16 protein-coding genes are annotated in these 18576 nt (G+C 58.9%); 7 read left to right on the top strand and 9 right to left on the bottom strand.

All coding sequences use genetic code 11. The features are described from left to right. Positions 1-19 precede the first annotated feature (19 nt). Complete coding sequence (gene trxB / locus FCH38_RS07920) at positions 20-994, bottom strand: thioredoxin-disulfide reductase (RefSeq protein WP_174373417.1); 975 nt, start codon at positions 992-994, stop codon at positions 20-22. Between the two features lie 250 nt (positions 995-1244). On the opposite strand from trxB, the gene FCH38_RS07925 reads away from it, so the two are divergent. Continuing rightward, positions 1245-1712: an Lrp/AsnC family transcriptional regulator gene (locus FCH38_RS07925; RefSeq protein ID WP_149900081.1), complete on the top strand. Its 468-nt coding sequence runs from the start codon at positions 1245-1247 to the stop codon at positions 1710-1712. Positions 1713-1743: 31 nt separating this feature from the next. Here the strand turns inward: FCH38_RS07925 and FCH38_RS07930 are convergent, their stop codons facing one another. Then, complete coding sequence (locus tag FCH38_RS07930) at positions 1744-2799, bottom strand: glycosyltransferase family 4 protein (protein ID WP_174373418.1); 1056 nt, start codon at positions 2797-2799, stop codon at positions 1744-1746. A gap of 84 nt (positions 2800-2883) precedes the next feature. Then, positions 2884-3360 (bottom strand): transcription elongation factor GreA, encoded by a 477-nt coding sequence (gene greA / locus FCH38_RS07935; protein ID WP_149900083.1) that lies wholly within the window; start codon positions 3358-3360, stop codon positions 2884-2886. 221 nt (positions 3361-3581) lie between these two features. Here greA and FCH38_RS07940 point away from each other — a divergent pair, with 221 nt between their 5' ends. From FCH38_RS07940 to FCH38_RS07950, 3 genes are all read left to right on the top strand, one after another. Beyond that, entirely contained in the window at positions 3582-4814 is a 1233-nt protein-coding gene (locus tag FCH38_RS07940; RefSeq protein ID WP_174373419.1) for a putative DNA modification/repair radical SAM protein, read from the top strand. Continuing rightward, on the top strand, positions 4814-6268 hold the full coding sequence (locus tag FCH38_RS07945; RefSeq protein ID WP_174373420.1) for a UdgX family uracil-DNA binding protein: 1455 nt from the start codon (positions 4814-4816) through the stop codon (positions 6266-6268). Before FCH38_RS07940 ends, FCH38_RS07945 begins: the two co-directional genes overlap by 1 nt. A gap of 148 nt (positions 6269-6416) precedes the next feature. After that, a complete protein-coding gene (locus tag FCH38_RS07950; protein WP_174373421.1) occupies positions 6417-7556 on the top strand; it encodes a GGDEF domain-containing protein in 1140 nt (379 codons plus the stop codon). Here FCH38_RS07950 and FCH38_RS07955 read toward each other — a convergent pair. From FCH38_RS07955 to FCH38_RS07965, 4 genes are all read right to left on the bottom strand, one after another. After that, positions 7553-7741, bottom strand: coding sequence for a hypothetical protein (locus FCH38_RS07955; protein WP_149900087.1), 189 nt, complete (start codon positions 7739-7741; stop codon positions 7553-7555). The genes FCH38_RS07950 and FCH38_RS07955 overlap by 4 nt on opposite strands. Positions 7742-7745: 4 nt before the next feature. Further along, positions 7746-7874, bottom strand: a complete 129-nt coding sequence (locus FCH38_RS23555; RefSeq protein WP_256368011.1) for a hypothetical protein — start codon at positions 7872-7874, stop codon at positions 7746-7748. Positions 7875-8020: 146 nt separating this feature from the next. Then, complete coding sequence (carB, locus tag FCH38_RS07960; RefSeq protein WP_174373422.1) at positions 8021-11509, bottom strand: carbamoyl-phosphate synthase large subunit; 3489 nt, start codon at positions 11507-11509, stop codon at positions 8021-8023. A gap of 156 nt (positions 11510-11665) precedes the next feature. Continuing rightward, complete coding sequence (locus FCH38_RS07965) at positions 11666-12520, bottom strand: LytTR family DNA-binding domain-containing protein (RefSeq protein ID WP_174373423.1); 855 nt, start codon at positions 12518-12520, stop codon at positions 11666-11668. Positions 12521-12568: 48 nt separating this feature from the next. On the opposite strand from FCH38_RS07965, the gene FCH38_RS07970 reads away from it, so the two are divergent. Then, on the top strand, positions 12569-13057 hold the full coding sequence (locus tag FCH38_RS07970; protein WP_174373424.1) for a DUF2306 domain-containing protein: 489 nt from the start codon (positions 12569-12571) through the stop codon (positions 13055-13057). Between the two features lie 86 nt (positions 13058-13143). Next, on the top strand, positions 13144-14079 hold the full coding sequence (ypfJ, locus tag FCH38_RS07975) for a KPN_02809 family neutral zinc metallopeptidase (protein ID WP_153515002.1): 936 nt from the start codon (positions 13144-13146) through the stop codon (positions 14077-14079). Positions 14080-14121: 42 nt separating this feature from the next. On the opposite strand, the gene FCH38_RS07980 is transcribed toward ypfJ, so the two are convergent. Continuing rightward, positions 14122-14601 (bottom strand): DUF2938 domain-containing protein, encoded by a 480-nt coding sequence (locus FCH38_RS07980; RefSeq protein WP_174373425.1) that lies wholly within the window; start codon positions 14599-14601, stop codon positions 14122-14124. A 137-nt stretch (positions 14602-14738) separates the two neighbouring features. Continuing rightward, positions 14739-16829: a methyl-accepting chemotaxis protein gene (locus tag FCH38_RS07985; RefSeq protein WP_174373426.1), complete on the bottom strand. Its 2091-nt coding sequence runs from the start codon at positions 16827-16829 to the stop codon at positions 14739-14741. A gap of 329 nt (positions 16830-17158) precedes the next feature. On the opposite strand from FCH38_RS07985, the gene FCH38_RS07990 reads away from it, so the two are divergent. Next, positions 17159-18556, top strand: a complete 1398-nt coding sequence (locus tag FCH38_RS07990; protein ID WP_174373427.1) for an MATE family efflux transporter — start codon at positions 17159-17161, stop codon at positions 18554-18556. Positions 18557-18576 lie beyond the last annotated feature (20 nt).

Here is an 18576-nt window from a genome sequence, read left to right on the forward strand (position 1 = left end):
TGCCTATCCTGCCTTTCGGTTATTCCGCTGCAACCGCGAGCGGTTGTTGTGCGGTGAGATAGCGTTCTGCTTCCAGCGCCGCCATGCAGCCCATGCCGGCGGCGGTGATCGCCTGGCGGTAAATGTCGTCGGTCACGTCGCCGGCCGCGAAGATGCCTTCCACGTCGGTCGCCGTGGAATCGGGCGCGGTCCACATGTAGCCATTGTCCTTGAGCTTCACCTTGCCCTTGAACAGTTCGACTGCCGGCGCGTGGCCGATGGCGACGAAGACGCCGTCGATGGGCGTGTCGTTGACGACGCCGGTTCTGGTGTCACGCAGCCGCACACCCGAGACGGAGGGTGGCATGGGCGGCTTGGAGGGTGCGCCGGTGATTTCGGCGATTTCCGTGTTCCAAAGGATCTTGACGTTTTCCTTGGCGAACAAGCGTTCCTGCAGGATCTTTTCCGAGCGGAAGCTGTCGCGGCGGTGCACCACGGTCACAGACTTGGCGATATGGGCGAGATAGAGCGCTTCTTCCACGGCGGAGTTGCCGCCGCCGACCACGATCACGTCCTTGTTGCGATAGAAGAAGCCGTCGCAGGTGGCGCAGGCGGAAACGCCAAAACCCTGAAATTGCTGTTCGCTTTCGATGCCGAGCCACTTGGCCTTGGCGCCGGTGGCGATGATCAGCGTGTCGGCAGTCCAGACCTGACCGGAATCGGTCTTGACCACGAAAGGCCGGATGGTGGTATCAACTTCGGTGACGAGGTCGCTGACGATTTCCGCGCCCACATGTGTGGCCTGCTTCAGCATCTGGTCCATCAGCCAGGGGCCTTGGATCGGATCGGCAAAGCCCGGATAGTTCTCCACATCGGTGGTGATCATCAGCTGGCCACCCTGTTCCATGCCGGCAATCAGCACGGGTTTCAGCATTGCGCGGGCCGCGTAGATGGCCGCCGTATAACCGGCGGGACCAGAGCCGATGATCAATACCTTGGTATGGCGGGCAGACATGGAAACAATCCTTTCAATAACGGGGTCTTTCGGTAAGGGGCCTTCCAGCCGCAGAGCGGCGGACGGGCCGCAACCCCTTCGTTGCCCGGTATTTAAGGTTGTCTAGTGTCTTTATTCAAGGGCAGCCTTGCGTTACCAACAAGGCAGTTGTGGATGCACACGCAATTTTGTGTCCGGCTGGCGGCATATTGTTGCGAATCCTGTGCCGAATAGTACAAGGAAGTTCCCCCGATTAACGAGGAACCTCTCCGTGACCAGCGTCGACCTCGATGCCATCGATCTGAAAATCCTGCGCGAATTGCAGCGTGACGGGCGCATGACCAATGTGGAGCTGGCCGAAAGGGTCGGTATTTCCGCACCGCCCTGCCTCAGGCGCGTCCGCAAGCTGGAAGAAGCCGGCGTAATCGAGGGTTATCACGCCATGTTGAACGCGCCGAAGCTCGGTTTTGACCTCGTCGCCTTCTGCATGGTCGGCCTCAAGCGTCAGTCGGACAGCAATCTGAAGGCCTTTGCGGCGGCGACCGCTGGCTGGTCGCTGGTGCGTCAGGCGTGGATGGTGTCTGGCGAAAGTGATTTCCTGCTGCATTGCATCGCCAGAAACCTCACCGAGTTTCAGGATTTCGTCATCGAGGTTCTGACGGCGGACGAGAATGTCGATACGGTGCGCACGATGCTGACCATCCGTCAGGTCAAGCGCGTCGGTCTCGTGGAAATCTGAACGGCGGGCTTTGCAACTGCTTTGCTGAGCGTTATCCGCGCCGTAGCGCGTCATAGACCGCACCGAGACTTGTCGCCTCTTTTTCCAGCGGGAATGCGGTGCGCACATGCGCAAGCCCGGCGAGTGAATGGCTCTTGGCCAGAGCCGGATCGGCAAGATAGGGCTTCATCGCATCCCTGAGCGATTCATAGTCGCCCGCTTCGACCACCATGCCGGTCTTGCCCTTGACGATCATTTCCTCGTAGGCACCAGCATTGCTGGCAACGACTGATGTTTCCGAGGCCATGGCTTCCAGCGGCGTCAAGCCGAAACCCTCGTTGCGCGACGGCGCGACATAGAGCGTCAGCCGTCTGTACCAGGGTTTGATGTCATCAACTTCGCCCTGAAACACGATGCGGTCGGAAAGGCCGGCTGCCGCGACATCGGCCTGGAGCTTGTCACCAAAGGCCTTGTGTTCCGCCGTCACGCGGCCCGAAACCACGGCCGTCCATTCAGGGTGTGCGGGCAAAAGCTCGATCATGGCGCGCACGAAGAGATCGGTGCCCTTCTGGTGGCGCACGCGTCCGAAGCAGCCGATCAGATAGTGTCCCGGCAGGCCCGTTGAGGCGATCGTGTCCTCGGGGCCTTCCGCCGGATGAAACAGATCGGTGTCGACGCCATGCATCACGACGCTATGTGGGACTTCCAGAAACGAGCCGGAACGGCCGCTGGTTGCGACCACCGCGTCCATCTTCGAAATCAGAAAGCGGGTATAGGCGGAATGCCGTCTTTGCGCGGCCGAGGTGAAGAGCAGCTTTATCTTCATGCGCAATACATCGCGCATGAAAATGCCCGGCAGCATTTCAAGATTGCGGCGGGCGTGCCAGATGCGGGGGCCGCCGAACGGCCCGTTTTGCCAGAGACGCCACAGATCGCGGAAACGCACATGCGGCAGATGTGGCGGCAGGCCGGGGCCGATGACGGCCACTTTCTGTCCCAGCCGGTTCTGCACAGGAATGAGCTGAACGATGGTGGAGGTAACGCCGGAGAGCCTGCGCTTGAAGTTCGGTGCAAGCACCTGCACATCTTTCAGACTGACGTGGGGCAAGATGAGCTTCCGTTGTTCCGGCTAATTGGCTTCAGCGCGTCAGAGCGCCATGCATCCGAGAGGATGCATGGCCTGCGAGAGCAATCAGCCCCACTGTACGGCGAGGATTTCGTAACCCTTGGCGCCGCCCGGTGCGTTGACTTCGATGCTGTCACCGACTTCCTTGCCGATGAGGGCGCGGGCAATCGGCGAGGAAATGGAAATGCGGCCAGCCTTCACATCGGCTTCCTGATCGCCGACGATCTGGTAGGTCTTTTCCTCGTCGCTATCCTCGTCGACCAGCTTGACGGTGGCGCCGAATTTGATCTTGGAGCCGGACATCTTGGAAAGGTCGATGACTTCCGCGCGCGCGGTCAGGTCTTCGAGTTCAGTGATGCGGCCTTCATTATGGCTCTGGGCTTCCTTGGCAGCGTGGTATTCGGCATTTTCCGAAAGGTCGCCATGGGCGCGCGCTTCCGCAATTGCCTCGATGATACGGGGACGCTCCTCCTGCTGGCGAACGCGCAGCTCCTCCTGCAGCTTGACGAATCCACCCTGAGTCATCGGTACTTTTTCTACCATTTTTTTATCCTTCGCATTCCGGTCGCTTTACTTGCAGACACAAAAAGAAACAGGTTCCGGAGAGGAACTCCGGAACCATGCCAAAATCAAAACTGAGCCGACTATATCAGAAGAGGACAGCGAAATGCCAGCAAATTTGAGCCGGTGAAATTTCCGCAATTATTCATTGGCTTAGTCGACATGATTGACATTTTTCAATAGAACATATAGTGAACATTATTATGAAGAAGTCAATCAGGCAACGGCTTGCCATTCTCTCCGACGCGGCGAAATATGACGCGTCCTGCGCCTCCAGCGGCACGACGAAACGCAACTCCGCAGTATCAGGCGGACTGGGTTCAACGGAGGGGTCGGGCATCTGCCATGCCTATGCGCCGGATGGGCGCTGCATCTCACTCCTGAAAATCCTGCTCACCAATTTCTGCATCTATGATTGCGCCTATTGCATCAACCGCTCTTCCAGCAATGTCGAGCGGGCGCGGTTTACCGCCGAGGAGGTGGTGTGGCTGACGCTGGAGTTCTATCGGCGCAACTATATCGAGGGGCTGTTTTTGTCCTCCGGCATTATCCGCTCCTCGGATCATACGATGGAAGAGATGGTGCGCGTGGCGCGGGAACTGCGTGTTACGCATGGCTTTCGCGGTTATATCCATCTGAAATCGATCCCTGAAGCGTCGCCGAAGCTCATAGAGGAGGCGGGGCTCTACGCGGACCGGCTGTCGATCAATATCGAATTGCCGACCGATAGCGGTATTGGTCGCTTTGCGCCGGAAAAGCAGCCTGCCAATATTCGCCGCTCCATGGCCGATATCCGTCTGAAGATCGAGGAGGCGGGCGAGCCGACGGTGCGGACGCGCCGGACCAAGCGCTTCGCGCCCGCCGGGCAGAGCACGCAGATGATCGTCGGGGCTGACGGCGCTGACGACAGCACCATCCTCTCCACCAGCGCCCGGCTTTATGGCAGTTATGGTCTGCGGCGCGTCTATTATTCGGCCTTCAGCCCCATTCCGGATTCCTCGAAAAACCTGCCGCTGATCAAGCCGCCCTTGATGCGTGAGCACAGGCTTTATCAGGCGGACTGGCTTTACCGTTTTTACGGTTTTGACATCGGCGAAATAACCGCGATCGGCGGCGATGGCATGCTCGATCTCGATATCGACCCAAAGCTGGCATGGGCGCTCAAAAATCGCGACCGTTTTCCGGTGGATGTGAATGCCGCGGATCGGGAAATGCTGCTGCGCGTGCCCGGTTTCGGCACCAAGACGGTCGCTTCCATCCTGTCATCACGGCGGTTTCGGCGGGTACGGCTGGAGGATGTTGCCCGTTTTGGGGTGTCCCTGAAAAAGGTGAAGGCCTTTATCGTCGCGGATGGCTGGACGCCGGGCAAACTGACTGAACGGCCGGATCTGCGGGCGATGTTTGCGCCACAGCCCGAACAGTTGTCGCTGTTGTGATGTACGGCCCGGTTCTGGAAGGACGGGGCGATTTTGGCGAGTGGCGTGATGCGGCGCGTTCGGCGCTTGCCGCCGATGTGCCGCCGGAGGCGATTGACTGGCGGCTACGGGACGATGAGGCGGGACTGCTGGATTTTGCCGGTGAGCCGTTGCCGACGCCCAAGGCTGGTGAAACGCAGGTTTCCGTTCCGGCCGCCTTCGTGGCACTGGCGCAGGCGGTGATCTGCCACAGCGAAAAGGGCCGTTTCGCGCTACTCTACCGGCTGCTGTGGCGGCTTAGGCAGGATCGGGCTCTGCTGCAGTTCAAGTCCGATCCGGATGTTTCACAAGCGCGATTGCTCGAAAAATCCGTCCGTCGTGACTGTCACAAGATGACAGCCTTCGTTCGTTTCAAGGAGTTACCCTTACCGCAGGGGCAGGGCGGGCGACGGCGCTTCGCCGCCTGGTTCGAGCCGGATCATTTCATTGTCGAGCGCGAGGCCCCGTTTTTCCAGCGGAGGTTCACTGACATGGACTGGCTGATCGCGACGCCGAAAGGCTTTGCGCGATGGGATGGAAGCGTGCTGCAAACATCGCGGGAGGCCGCCGCCAAACCCGATTTGGCAGACGAGACGGACGATCTCTGGCGGACCTATTATGCCAATATATTCAATCCGGCCCGCCTGAAGATCAAGGCGATGACGGCGGAGATGCCGAAAAAATACTGGAAGAACCTGCCGGAAGCGGATCTCATTCCCGGCCTCATTCTGGGGGCGGAGGCGCGGGTGCTTGATATGGCGGCCAAGGCCGCAACCCAGCCGCAGCCGTTTCACCACCGCCTGCAAGCCGTTGCCGCCGCGGCACGGGAGGAGGTCCTGTCGCCGGAACCGGAAGATTCGCTTGCCTCTCTGAGGCGGCAGGCAAGCCAATGCACGCGGTGCCCGCTGCATTGCAAGGCGACGCAAACTGTTTTTGGCGAGGGGCCGCAGGATGCTGATGTCATGATCGTCGGCGAGCAGCCTGGCGATCACGAAGATCTTGCCGGAAAACCTTTCCTCGGCCCTGCTGGTCAGCTCTTTGACCGGACGCTCGGCGAGATCGGCGTGGATCGCAGGCGGCTTTACGTCACCAATGCCGTCAAGCATTTCAAATATGAAACACGTGGCAAGCGGCGTATTCACCAGCGGCCGGATGCGGGTGAGGTGCAGCAATGTCGCTGGTGGCTGAACCAGGAAATTGCACTGGTGCAGCCGAAGCTCATCGTCGCCATGGGTGCGACGGCGCTTTATGCGCTGACCGGTGGCAAGGAGAAAGTCACCGACGTTCGGAGCCGCGCTCTTCCCATGCAGGAAGGGCGAACGCTGTTTGTCACGGTGCATCCATCCTATCTGCTGCGCCTGCCGGATGCGCGGGTGAAAGAGGCGGAAATTCTGCTCTTCAAAAAGGATATGGAGTTTATAAGATTATTCGAATAGATTGTTTTATTAATTTATGAAAATATTGTACTATTCTTTTACTTTTATGAATATAATTTACTATTTTTTGGTTCGGTATTTTTATTGAAATTTTATACTTATCGATGATAATTGAATCGGTTTTATTTATTTATTGCGTGGACATATCATGTTGGGTGAACTCGACCTCACGACAGTCATACTGATGCAAAAATGCTCTTATATTGTGGGATTGCTGAGTTTCATCTATCTTAAGTTGTCAAATCGTGGATTGCGTGGCCCGGTTGCTCTTGCCGCCGGCTTTGCAGCCATGACTATTGGCTCCACACTCGCCGGTTACGGCGAATGGGGGATAATGTCACCGGCTTTATGGCAGCTCGGCAGTGTCGTTTTCGGCATTATTGGTTATGCGCTGATCTGGCTCGGTCTGAAAGTTTTGAGCGACGGACGCCCTGTGGGCCGGCGGACGGTGGTCGCCCTCTGTCTTGTCGCGCTGCTGGCGATTGTCGTCGCGCTGCAGGTGGCTGAAAACAATGCGTATCGTGCGGCTCTTTTCAATGGTTGCGCGGCTCTCGCCTATCTTGCGGGCGCGGGTGGGCTTTTCGCCAGGTGGCGCAAGGAGCGGCTTCTCTCCCGTCTGGCGCTCGGCGCAATCACCGGCATTTCCGGTCTGATTTCGCTATCCGTGGTGAAAAGCATATTCTTCCCGGACTATGCCACCATCAATCTGGTCAATGCGTTTTTCTTCATCATCATGTTGAACTTCGCCATCGCGCTGTTCGTGATGATGCTGGTAGCCGAGCGGTCCGAACGGAAATTGCTGGTTCTCGCCAACACCGATCCGCTGACCGGCGTCAAGAACCGCCGGTTCTTTTTCCAGGCCATGCCTGCGGCACCCGATCCCGCCGATGCGGCCATGCTGCTCGATATCGATCACTTCAAATCGATCAACGACCGTTTTGGCCATGCCGTTGGCGACAGTGTCCTTCAGGAAGTGGCAAAACGCATCGGCGGCAGCATACGCGGCGGCGATGTACTGGCGCGTTACGGTGGTGAGGAGTTCATCATCTTCCTGCCGGGTGCGGGTGGTCAGAAAGCCTCTGTTATCGGCGAGCGTATTCGCAATGCGGTTGCGGTCAATGACGTCGATTGTGGTGGGCTGCGCGTCGGCGTAACGATCAGCATTGGCGTCGCGACCACCGGCGAGATGCGCTGCGACCTCCAGACGCTGGCGGAAATGGCGGATCGCGCCCTCTACCGCGCCAAGAGCGAAGGGCGCAACTGCGTGCGCGAGGCGCTTGCGGCCTAGCCTCGCGGCTCGCTCACTTCATCCGCCGCGGCGCGATGGTGCAGGGCTTCCTTGAGCAAGATCTCGATCTGGGCATTGATACTGCGCAATTCGCCGCTGGCGGTGTTCCTGATCACGTTCAATATTGCGGGTTCGATCCGCAACGGAAAAGCCACCCGTTCCGGTCCCGGCGGACGTCCTGCCATAGCTTCAGTCCCGCAAGGTTTCGGTGTTGATCATCGGGGTTGTGTCGATAGGCGCGGAAATGCCGGCGATCATGCGGGCAAGCGCATATCCGCCGGTGGCCGGCGACGGTGTTTCGGCAATGGATAAGGGCATCACGGACCTCACGTGGGAATGATGCGTTTTTGATACCGGAAACGGATTGCAGGGGGATTACGCAATGCGAAACGCCGCAGATCTTGCGACCTGCGGCGTTTCGTTTTCATTCAGTATTCAATCCGCGGATTTCTCACGCAGGCTGCTTACTGGAAATAGCTCTGCAGCGGCTTCACTTCGAGATTGCCGGCCTTCAGTGCCTTGATGGCAAGGGCGGCTGCTTCTGCGCCGGCCATCGTCGTGTAGTAGGGCACCTTCTGCATCAGCGTCGCGCGGCGCAGCGACTTGCTGTCCGAAATCGCCTTGTTGCTGTCGGTGGTGTTGATGACGAGCTGAACCTGACGGTTGCGGATGGCGTCTTCGATATGCGGACGGCCTTCCTGCACCTTGTTGATCTTTTCGGCGTTGATGCCCTGTTCGGCAAGGAAACGCTGCGTGCCGCCGGTTGCGAGCACCCTGAAGCCGCTTTCCACCAGAATGCGGATGGCGGGCAGAACCCGATCCTTGTCGTCGTCACGCACCGAAACGAACACCGTGCCGGAGCGCGGCAGGTCGACGCCGGCACCGAGCTGGCTCTTGGCGAAGGCCAGTGCGAAATCCGTGTCAAGGCCGATGACTTCACCCGTCGAGCGCATTTCTGGTCCAAGCAGAATATCGACGCCGGGGAAGCGGGCGAAGGGGAAGACGGCTTCCTTGACGGCAATGTGCTTCAGGTTGCGCGGATCGGGCTTTTCGCCATAGGCGGCAATCGCCGCATCGAGCTTCTCGCCGGCCATGACGCGGGCGGCGATCTTGGCGATCGGCGCGCCGATGGTCTTGGCGACGAAAGGCACGGTGCGCGAGGCGCGCGGATTGACTTCGAGAACGTAGATCGTGCCGTCCTTGATGGCATATTGCACGTTCATCAGGCCGCCGACCTTCAGCGCCTTGGCAAGCGCCGTCGTCTGGCGCTCCAGTTCGTCAAGGGTTTCCTTGCTGAGCGAACGGGACGGCAGCGAGCAGGCCGAGTCGCCCGAATGGATGCCGGCCTCTTCGATATGTTCCATGATGCCGGAAACGAAGACGCTTTCGCCGTCGCAGAGCGCATCGACGTCGACTTCGACGGCGTTGGTCAGGTAGCTGTCGAACAGAAGCGGGTTCTTGCCGAGCAGGGTGTTGATCTGGCCGGTCTTGTCGTTGGGGTAACGCTGCTTGATATCTTCCGGCACGAGACCCGGAACGGTGTCGAGCAGGTAGGTCTGCAACTGGCCTTCCGAATGGATGATCTGCATGGCGCGGCCACCCAGAACGTAAGACGGGCGCACCACCAGCGGGAAGCCGATTTCAGACGCGACGAGGCGAGCCTGCTCGACCGAATAGGCGATGCCATTGTTCGGCTGGGCGAGATCGAGCTTCATCAGCAGCTTCTGGAAGCGGTCGCGGTCTTCGGCAAGGTCGATCATATCGGGTGCTGTGCCGAGGATCGGGATGCCGTTCTTTTCCAGCGCTTCGGCGAGCTTCAGCGGCGTCTGGCCGCCGAACTGCACGATGACGCCGACCAGCTCGCCCTTTTCCTGTTCGGCGCGCAGGATCTCGATCACGTCTTCGGCCGTCAGCGGTTCGAAATAGAGACGGTCGGAGGTGTCGTAATCGGTGGACACCGTTTCGGGGTTGCAGTTGATCATGATCGCTTCGAAACCGGCATCCTTCAGCGCGAAGGCGGCGTGGCAGCAGCAATAATCGAACTCGATGCCCTGGCCGATGCGGTTCGGGCCGCCGCCGAGGATGACGACTTTCTTGCGATCGGAAACCTGTGCTTCCGAGCGGGCCACACCGACGAAGGGCGTTTCATAGGTCGAATACATATAGGCGGTGGGCGAAGCGAATTCGGCGGCGCAGGTGTCGATGCGCTTGAAGACCGGGCGAACGTTGAGGCTGTTGCGCAGTTCGGCCACTTCCTTCGGGCGCTTGCCCGTCAGAATAGCAAGGCGGGCGTCGGAGAAGCCCATGGCTTTCAGCATGCGCAGGTTTTCGGCGTCCTGCGGCAGGCCGTGCTCGCGGATGCGGGCTTCCATATCCACGATTGCCTTGATCTCAGCGATGAACCACGGATCGATCTTCGAATTTTCGTGGACTTCCTCTGCCGTCATGCCCATGCGCAGCGCCTGTGCGACCATGCGCAGGCGATCCGGCGTGGGCGTGCCGATGGCGGCGCGGATGGCGTTCTTGGAACCTTCGCCTTCCTCAAAGCCGGGGATTTCGATCTCGTCGAGACCGGTCAGGCCGGTTTCCATGCCGCGCAGCGCCTTCTGCAGCGATTCGGCGAAGGTGCGGCCGATGGCCATGACTTCACCGACCGACTTCATGGCGGTGGTGAGGATCGGCGAAGCGCCGGGGAACTTCTCGAAGGCGAAACGCGGAATTTTAGTGACCACGTAGTCGATGGACGGCTCGAACGAGGCGGGCGTCGCGCCGCCGGTAATGTCATTTTCCAGTTCGTCCAGCGTGTAGCCGATGGCGAGCTTGGCGGCGATCTTGGCGATGGGGAAGCCGGTCGCCTTGGACGCCAGCGCCGACGAGCGCGAGACGCGCGGGTTCATTTCGATGACGACGAGGCGGCCGTCCTTGGGGTTGACGGCGAACTGCACGTTCGAGCCGCCGGTTTCCACGCCGATCTCGCGCAGCACCGCAATCGAGGCGTTGCGCATGATCTGGTATTCCTTGTCCGTCAGCGTCAGCGCTGGCGCAACGGTGATCGAGTCGCCGGTGTGGACGCCCATCGGATCGATGTTTTCGATGGAGCAGATGATGATGCAATTGTCCGCGGTGTCGCGGACCACTTCCATCTCATATTCCTTCCAGCCGAGCACCGATTCCTCGACCAGCACTTCGGTGGTCGGCGAGGCGTCGAGACCGCCCGAGACGATGTCGAAGAATTCCGAGCGGTTGTAAGCAATGCCGCCGCCGGTGCCGCCGAGCGTGAAGGATGGGCGGATGATGGCGGGCAGGCCGACATGGTCGATGGCCTGGGCGGCAATGGCAATTGCATGCGCCATGTAGCGCTGCTTGCGGTCGGTCTCGCCAAGGTTCCACTGGTTTTCGAGATCGTCCAGCGCCTTGTCGAGTTCCGGGCCGGAAAGCTTTGCCTTCAGCTCAGCGCGCGCCGCCTCATGGGTCTTGCGGTCGGCATCCTTGATTTCGGTGGCGTTGGCCAGCATCGATTTCGGCGTTTCAAGGCCGATACGCATCATCGCCTCGCGGAAGAGCGCACGGTCTTCGGCCATGTCGATGGCTTCGGGCTTTGCGCCGATCATTTCCACATTGTAGCGGTCGAGAACGCCCATGCGCTTCAGGGAAAGCGCGGTGTTGAGCGCGGTCTGGCCGCCCATGGTCGGCAAAAGCGCGTCCGGACGCTCCTTGGCGATGATCTTGGCCACGACTTCCGGCGTGATCGGCTCGACATAGGTTGCGTCGGCAAGGCCCGGATCGGTCATGATCGTCGCCGGGTTGGAGTTCACCAGAATAACCCGGTAACCCTCTTCCTTCAGCGCCTTACAGGCCTGGGTGCCGGAATAGTCGAACTCACATGCCTGACCGATGACGATCGGTCCTGCGCCAATGATGAGGATGGACTTGATATCTTGGCGCTTGGGCATGGCTCTCTCGTTCCGCGTTTTGGTTGCGCAAAACACCAGCCAGGGTGAAAGATCACCGGCCGGGGCGCGCAATTCAAAGTTTTCAGGCTAGAAGCGGCTTATAGGCAAATGTTTTTGAGAACGGAACCCCATAAATTCCGGAATCGACAGAAACTCTTAACGGTTAGGGCCATGGGCGGAGAAACGGGCCTGTACCGCGGCATTATAGGAGCGGCTGACGGGAATTTCCGTGCCGTCCCCTGTTATGAGATGCAGACGGCCTGCATGTTTGCGCAGTGAGGCGACGTCTGCGTCTGCAATCCAGTGGGACCGGTGTACCTGCAAGCCCTGCGTATTGCCAATTTCCTTCATGGCGTCGGCAAAACGCAGCAGAACCAGTTGACGTCCTCTGGTCGTCACCACCTCGGTGTAATGATCCTCTACGGACAGCCGCAGCAGTTCTCCACGCTTTTGCGGGGGTAGCCGCTCCAGCAGCGTTGCGGTGTTTGTCTCCTTGCGACCGGCATCATCATGTGTCTCGGCCGTCGTCTGGAGAGACTGACGGGCGGTGAGATAACTCAGCAGACAAAAGATCGCGCAGAGCGGCAGGGCGGTGAGGCTGCTTTTAAGAATGGAGAGGAAGCCGAGTTGCTTGTCGTAAAAGGTGTGGTTCGTAAGGCCGAGCAACAAACCGATCGGCAAAGACGCTAGCAGCGAGCCGATCATCATTCGCGCCAGCATGCTTTCTATACGAGCTGCAAGGATGGCATTGGCGACAATGGAGAAGACTATGGCGATTGCCCAGGCCCCAGTCTGAACGATGGTCCAGTAAAGCAGCCGGTCGGCGAAGCTCATGGTTTCGCTCGTTCCGAAAGGTCCGGTCAGGATGAAGATCGCCAGTATCGCAAGGAATGTCAGCCACAGCCTGCGGGACTGCAGGATGGCGTGCATTTCACGAAGCGTGGATTGCAGATAGGGGTGATCCACGAAGTTTTCCTGCGATTGACGCCAATCCATTTTTCTTTCGTGCATGTTTTGCCGAAATTGCCGGTGATTTCAACCGGGCCAGACAGGAAAGCCATGTCACTCCAGCCTTTGCTAGACGCACCGCTTGCCGTGCAATTTCATGTCTTCACCGTCGTTCCCGCCGCCCTTTTCGGGGCCTTTGTCTTTCTGCGACCCAAGGGCACCGCCATCCATCGGCTGCTGGGCAAGATCTGGGTGGCGCTGATGGTCATGACATCAATTTCAACCTTCTTCATCCATGAACTCAGGATGTTTTATGGTTTCAGCCCGATCCACCTGCTGTCCATCTTCACCATATATGGTTGTCTGCAATCGGTCTATTTTGCGCGCCGTGGTGATATCAGACGCCATATGCGCATCATGCAAAGCGTTTATCTCGGCGGCATCGTGATTGCTGGCGGCTTCACCTTCGTTCCGGGACGTATCATGCATGAGGTTGTTTTCGCTGACGGCAAGGCGGGTTTTGCCACCCTTTCCGCCGGCATTTTCGTTTTTGCCGTCCTGCTTCTGACCGTCATCAGGCAAAGAAGGAGAACAGTCTGAGCGGGCCAAGCTTTCTTCCGGAACAAGATGTATTATAGTGCCGTTATAAGGCAGCTTGTTGAGGCGACGTTCGCCGGGAGAATAGTATGGAATGGAGAGGGCGTCGCCAGTCGGACAATATTGAGGACCGGCGCGGCATGTCGGCGGGTTCGGGGCCTTCTGGCAACGATCCCTTTTCCCGAGGTGGGATGCGCGTACCGATCGGGCGTCGCGGCGGTGGTCTTGGTATCGGCGGTATTCTGGTCATCCTCCTGATCAGCTGGGTGCTTGGAATCAATCCGCTGACGCTGCTTTCAGGCGGCGATATTTCACTGGATGGCGGTGGCACGACACAGCAGCAATCCGGAACCCAGCAGTCCGGCACGCGTCCGCAGGGCCAATCGTCCGATGAGACGACGGCTTTCGTGCGCACCGTGCTGGCCGAGACCGAAGATACGTGGAGCGGCATTTTCCAGTCCGCCGGCGAGACCTATCAGAAACCGACGCTGGTGCTGTTTTCCGGCCAGGTATCGTCTGCCTGCGGTTCTGCTTCGGCGGCCAGCGGTCCGTTTTATTGCCCGGGTGACCGCAAGGTCTATCTCGACACCAGCTTCTTCAATGAACTGGACAAGCGTTTCGGCGCTTCCGGCGATTTCGCGCAGGCTTACGTGATTGCGCATGAAGTGGGCCATCACGTCCAGAACCTGACCGGCGTTCTGCCGGAATTCAACCGTCGCCGTCAGTCCATGAGCCAGGCGGACGCCAACAAGATGTCGGTGCGTGTGGAGCTTCAAGCCGATTGTTATGCCGGTATCTGGGGCAAGTTCACCGAGCAGAAGGGCATTCTGGAAACCGGCGACCTCGAGGAAGCGCTCAACGCCGCCCACCAGATCGGTGACGACACGTTGCAGAAACAGACGCAAGGATATGTGGTGCCTGATAGTTTCAACCACGGCACCTCGGCGCAGCGCATGGAATGGTTCAAGCGCGGTTTCCAGAACGGCCGTGTCGAAGATTGCGACACCTTCTCGGCGAATATCTGAGAATGAAACAGATGAGGGGGCTTTTCAGCCCCCTTTTTTTATTTAGCGCATCAAAAGCGCCACGGCATACATGCCGAGTGCGAAAACGGTGTGCGCAATGAGGTTGAGAACACGGACCTTGGTGGGATTCGGCGTTTTCGATGCCGCCCAGCCGATGCCAAGACCCGGCTGCAGCAGGAACCAGCCCGCGCCGACCGTGACGATGCCGACGATCCATGGCTGGATGAAGGACGGGTTCGCAAACCAGGCAGCCGACACCACCAGCGCCAGAATGATGCCGTAGAGGATGCCAACGGCGTAGTGCGAAATCCAGCCGAGCGCCAGTTCATGCTCGTAAGGTGCGGCCGTGGCGATGCTGTCGTGAAACACTTTGCCCTTCGGCACATGCCAGAACCAGCGGCCGACCGGCGCCCAGTTCGGCGCTGACTGGCCGAAAAACCGGTGCAGCACAATCGCCCATATATCCATAAACACCGTGCCGCCAATGCCCATGGCAATGCCGCGCCAAATCAGTTCCAGCATAGATCCCTCCGAAAATCATGATCGATCCAGCTCTAGCGGATCGTGTGAGTGGCGGGAACCGGCTATTATGAGGGTGGACAAAAAAATGGCCGGATCGCTCCGGCCATTTTGATTGTAGGCTTTTCCGTTTTTGGCCTTCAGGCCGCACGCCCATATTCCGCCTGCCGCCGGGTTGCCGTGGCGAGCTGGAATTGGGCCAGCAGATCGTTGAGCGCTGCCGCTTCCGAAGCCAACCCATGACTTGCCGCTGTCTGTTCTTCGACCATGGCGGCATTCTGCTGTGTGCCCTGATCGATGGTGTTGATGGCGGTGTTGATTTCCTGAAGCCCTGTCGACTGTTCGCGCGAGGATGTGACGATGGCGTCGATGTGGCGGTTGATTTCCTGCACTTCGCGCACGATGGTTTCCAGCGCCTTACCGGCGTTACCGACGAGATCGACGCCGGATTGAACCTGCGATGTCGAGGCGTTGATCAGCGTCTTGATCGCTTTTGCCGCATTGGCGGAGCGCTGGGCGAGCTCGCGGACTTCCTGCGCGACGACGGCAAAACCCTTGCCGGCCTCACCGGCACGGGCGGCTTCCACGCCGGCGTTCAGTGCAAGCAGGTTGGTCTGGAAGGCGATCTCATCGATCACGCCGATGATATTGCTGATCTCGGACGATGATTTTTCGATGCCTTCCATGGCGCGAACGGCGTCGCCGACGATGACACCGGACTGTTCGGCATTGTTGCGCGTGCGGTCGACCAGACGGCCGACTTCTTCTGCCCGGCGGGCGGAATCCTTGACCGTCGTGGTGATTTCCTCGAGTGCTGCCGCCGTCTCTTCCACGGAAGCCGCCTGCTGTTCGGTGCGCCGCGCCAGATCGTCGGCGGACTGACGGATTTCTCCGGCCCCGGCGTCGATTGCCAGTGCGTTCTGGCCGACGGTGCTGAGTGCGACGTTCAGCTTGGCGACGGAATTGTTGAAATCGTCGCGAAGCCGGTCGATGCGGCTCACGAACGGCGTGTCGATACGGTAATTGAGATCACCGTTCGAAAGATGCGTCAGGCCCTTGGCCAGCGAGTCGACTGCGAACTGGATGTCCGCCGCTTCTTTTGCCGTCAGTCTTTCACGGTCGCTGCGTTCCTGTTCGGAAAGCGTGCGGTTCTGTTCCGCGTCACCTTCAAGGCGCAGGCGCTCCATGGCGTTCGATCTGAAAACGGCGACCGCTGCGGCCATCGAGCCGATCTGGTCGCTGCGTTCCTGGCCGGGAATGGCGACATCGAGATTGCCGGCCGCAAGGCCTTCCATGGCCGAGGTCATCTGCGTGACGGGGCGGACGATGAAACGGGAGAGCACGGTTGCAAGCAGCGCGATCATGATTGCGGCGGCAAGAACCGTGGCAATTGTCGCCGCCAGCCGGAATTGGCCGATTGCGCTGTAGGCGACATCGGAATCGACGACGAAGCCGAGATACCAGTCGACCGAAGGCAGGCCGGCAACCGGGATGAAGCTGGTGATCTTGCCCTTGCCGTCAATTTCGGTCTGGGAAATTGCCGAGGAAATTGTCGGTGTGTTGACCTTGAAAAGATCGGTCAGCGGCTTGTCGACGAATTTCGGATCGGGATGAATAAGGATCTTGCCATCCTTGCTGACGAGGAAGGCATAACCGTCCGTGCCAGCATCCACCAACTTGATCATCGTCACCAGTGATTCCAGCGAGAAATCGCTTCCTGTTACGCCGGCCAGTTTGCCGTCGATGGAGACCGGAATAGCGGCAGTGATGATGAGACCACCGGTCGATGCGTCGTTGTAGGGTTCGGTCAACACCGGCTTGCCGGCTTTCACCGCATCCAGATACCAGGGGCGCTTGCGCGGATCATAACCTTCCGGCAGCGATGTTTTAGGGAATGTCGTGAAGACGCCGTTTTCGGCATTGCCGAAATAGGTGGACATGAATTGTGCGGTCAGCACGTCGTTCTGCAGGAATTGCACCTTGGCATCATCGTCGGAAAGCTTGGCGAGCGTTTTCGCCACCGTGTCGGTGAGCATGATGCGGCCGTTCAGCCAGTTGGCGATGCTCTGTGCGGCCTGTTTGCCGGACGAATCGATGTTTTCTGCCACCGCTTCTGTCGTGACCCGGTGCTGAAGACTATCGATATAGAAAGAAAAGCCCGCAAAGGCGGCGACGACCAATGATGACGCCGCAAACAGGATGCGCGTCATGAGGTTGGATTTTTTTGGCAAGCTACACGTCCTTGAAACCAGATGTACCCGGTCGGGTCATCTTGGAGAATGGGGGGAAAGACATGCCTCTAAGGCGGGAATATTCTGCGTCATGCAGCTTATGATTTAAAAGAACTACGCGATGTTCTAATAGGTAAAGTGAAATGGTAAAATTCGACTAAATTTGTTTTGGTTCATGCCGTTTCAGTCGGTGCGGGCAGGCTTTGCAATTCTGCGTAAATTTTGATCATTGGGCTGCAAAGGTTGCGTGCAGGAAGGGAATATTTTATTCATCACCCTGCTGCCGTTGCGCAATTCGCGGGCAATGGCCAAAATTCAGGTGAATTACAATGTCTTCGTCGGTTGTTGCAGAAACCGTTCCCTCCGGATCGGGGTCGTGGCTTTCGCATTTCAAGGCTACGCTTGCGCTTGGAATTCCGCTTATCGGTGCGCAGCTCGCCCAGCTTGGCATCCATACGACTGATATGGTCATCGTCGGCCAGCTGGGGGCTGAAAAGCTGGCGGCCATGGTGCTGGCCGGGCAGTTCTTCTTCGTCGTCTTTATTTTTGGCTCGGGATTTTCCGTGGCCGTGGTGCCGATGGTGGCGCAGGCTTACGGGCAGGGCGATGCGACGGCGGCCCGCCGTTCGCTGCGCATGGGCATGTGGGTGGCGATTGCCTACTGGGTGCTTGCTCTGCCGATATTCGTCAATGCCGAGCAAATTCTGGTCTATCTTGGGCAAAACCCCGAAGTTTCGGCACTGACCGGCCATTATCTCGCCATCGCCAAGTTCGGCCTCCTGCCGGCGCTGCTTTTTTACGTGCTGCGCGGACTTGTCAGCGCCATCGGTCGTGCAGGCATCATTCTTTACGTCACCATCATCATGCTTGTGATGAACGGTTTGATGGCTTATGCGCTCGTGTTCGGCCATTTCGGCCTGCCGGTAATGGGCATGAATGGCGCTGCCGTCGTTGCCGTCATCGTTAATGCCTTCAGCTTCATCTTCATCGTTGTCTATGTGCAGACGCGTGAGGAGACGAAGAAATACGAGCTTTTCGTGCGTTTCTGGCGGCCGGACTGGCATGCGCTTTTCGAAGTGCTGCGTCTCGGGCTGCCGATCAGCATTACCATTCTTGCCGAAGTGACGTTGTTTGCCGCCGCATCGATCCTGATGGGGCAGATCGGCACCGTGCAGCTTGCGGCGCATGGCATCGCGCTACAGCTGGCGTCCATCGCCTTCATGATCCCGCTCGGCCTGTCACAGGCGGCAACCGTGCGCGTGGGCATCGCCCGTGGTCAGGGCGATTTCAAAAACCTCATTCGCGCATCGATCATGATCTACGCCATTGCCTGCGGCATTGCCCTTTGCGGCGGCATCCTGTTTGCGGTCGTTCCGGACTTTCTGGCGAAATGGTTCCTCGATCCAAAATTGCCGGAAGCGGCGGAAGTGCTCGCTTATGCCAGCAGCCTCGTGGTGATCGCCGGCGTCTTCCAGCTGGTGGATGGTATTCAGGCCGTGACGGCGGGGCTGCTGCGCGGGCTGAAGGATGCGCGTATTCCAGCGATGCTGGCGCTGATTTCCTATTGGCCGATCGGCCTGGCGCTTGCCTGGACCATGGCCTTCCCGCTCGGTTTTGGCGGGCGCGGCGTCTGGTTCGGTTTCGTGATCGGCCTTTCGACGGCGGCTGTTCTGCTCACCATACGTTTCGTCATTCTGGTGAAGCGCGAAATGCAAACGGCCCGCTGATAGCGGGCCGCATATTCTTA

This window comes from Agrobacterium tumefaciens, assembly GCF_013337285.1.
Classification (GTDB): domain Bacteria; phylum Pseudomonadota; class Alphaproteobacteria; order Rhizobiales; family Rhizobiaceae; genus Agrobacterium; species Agrobacterium burrii.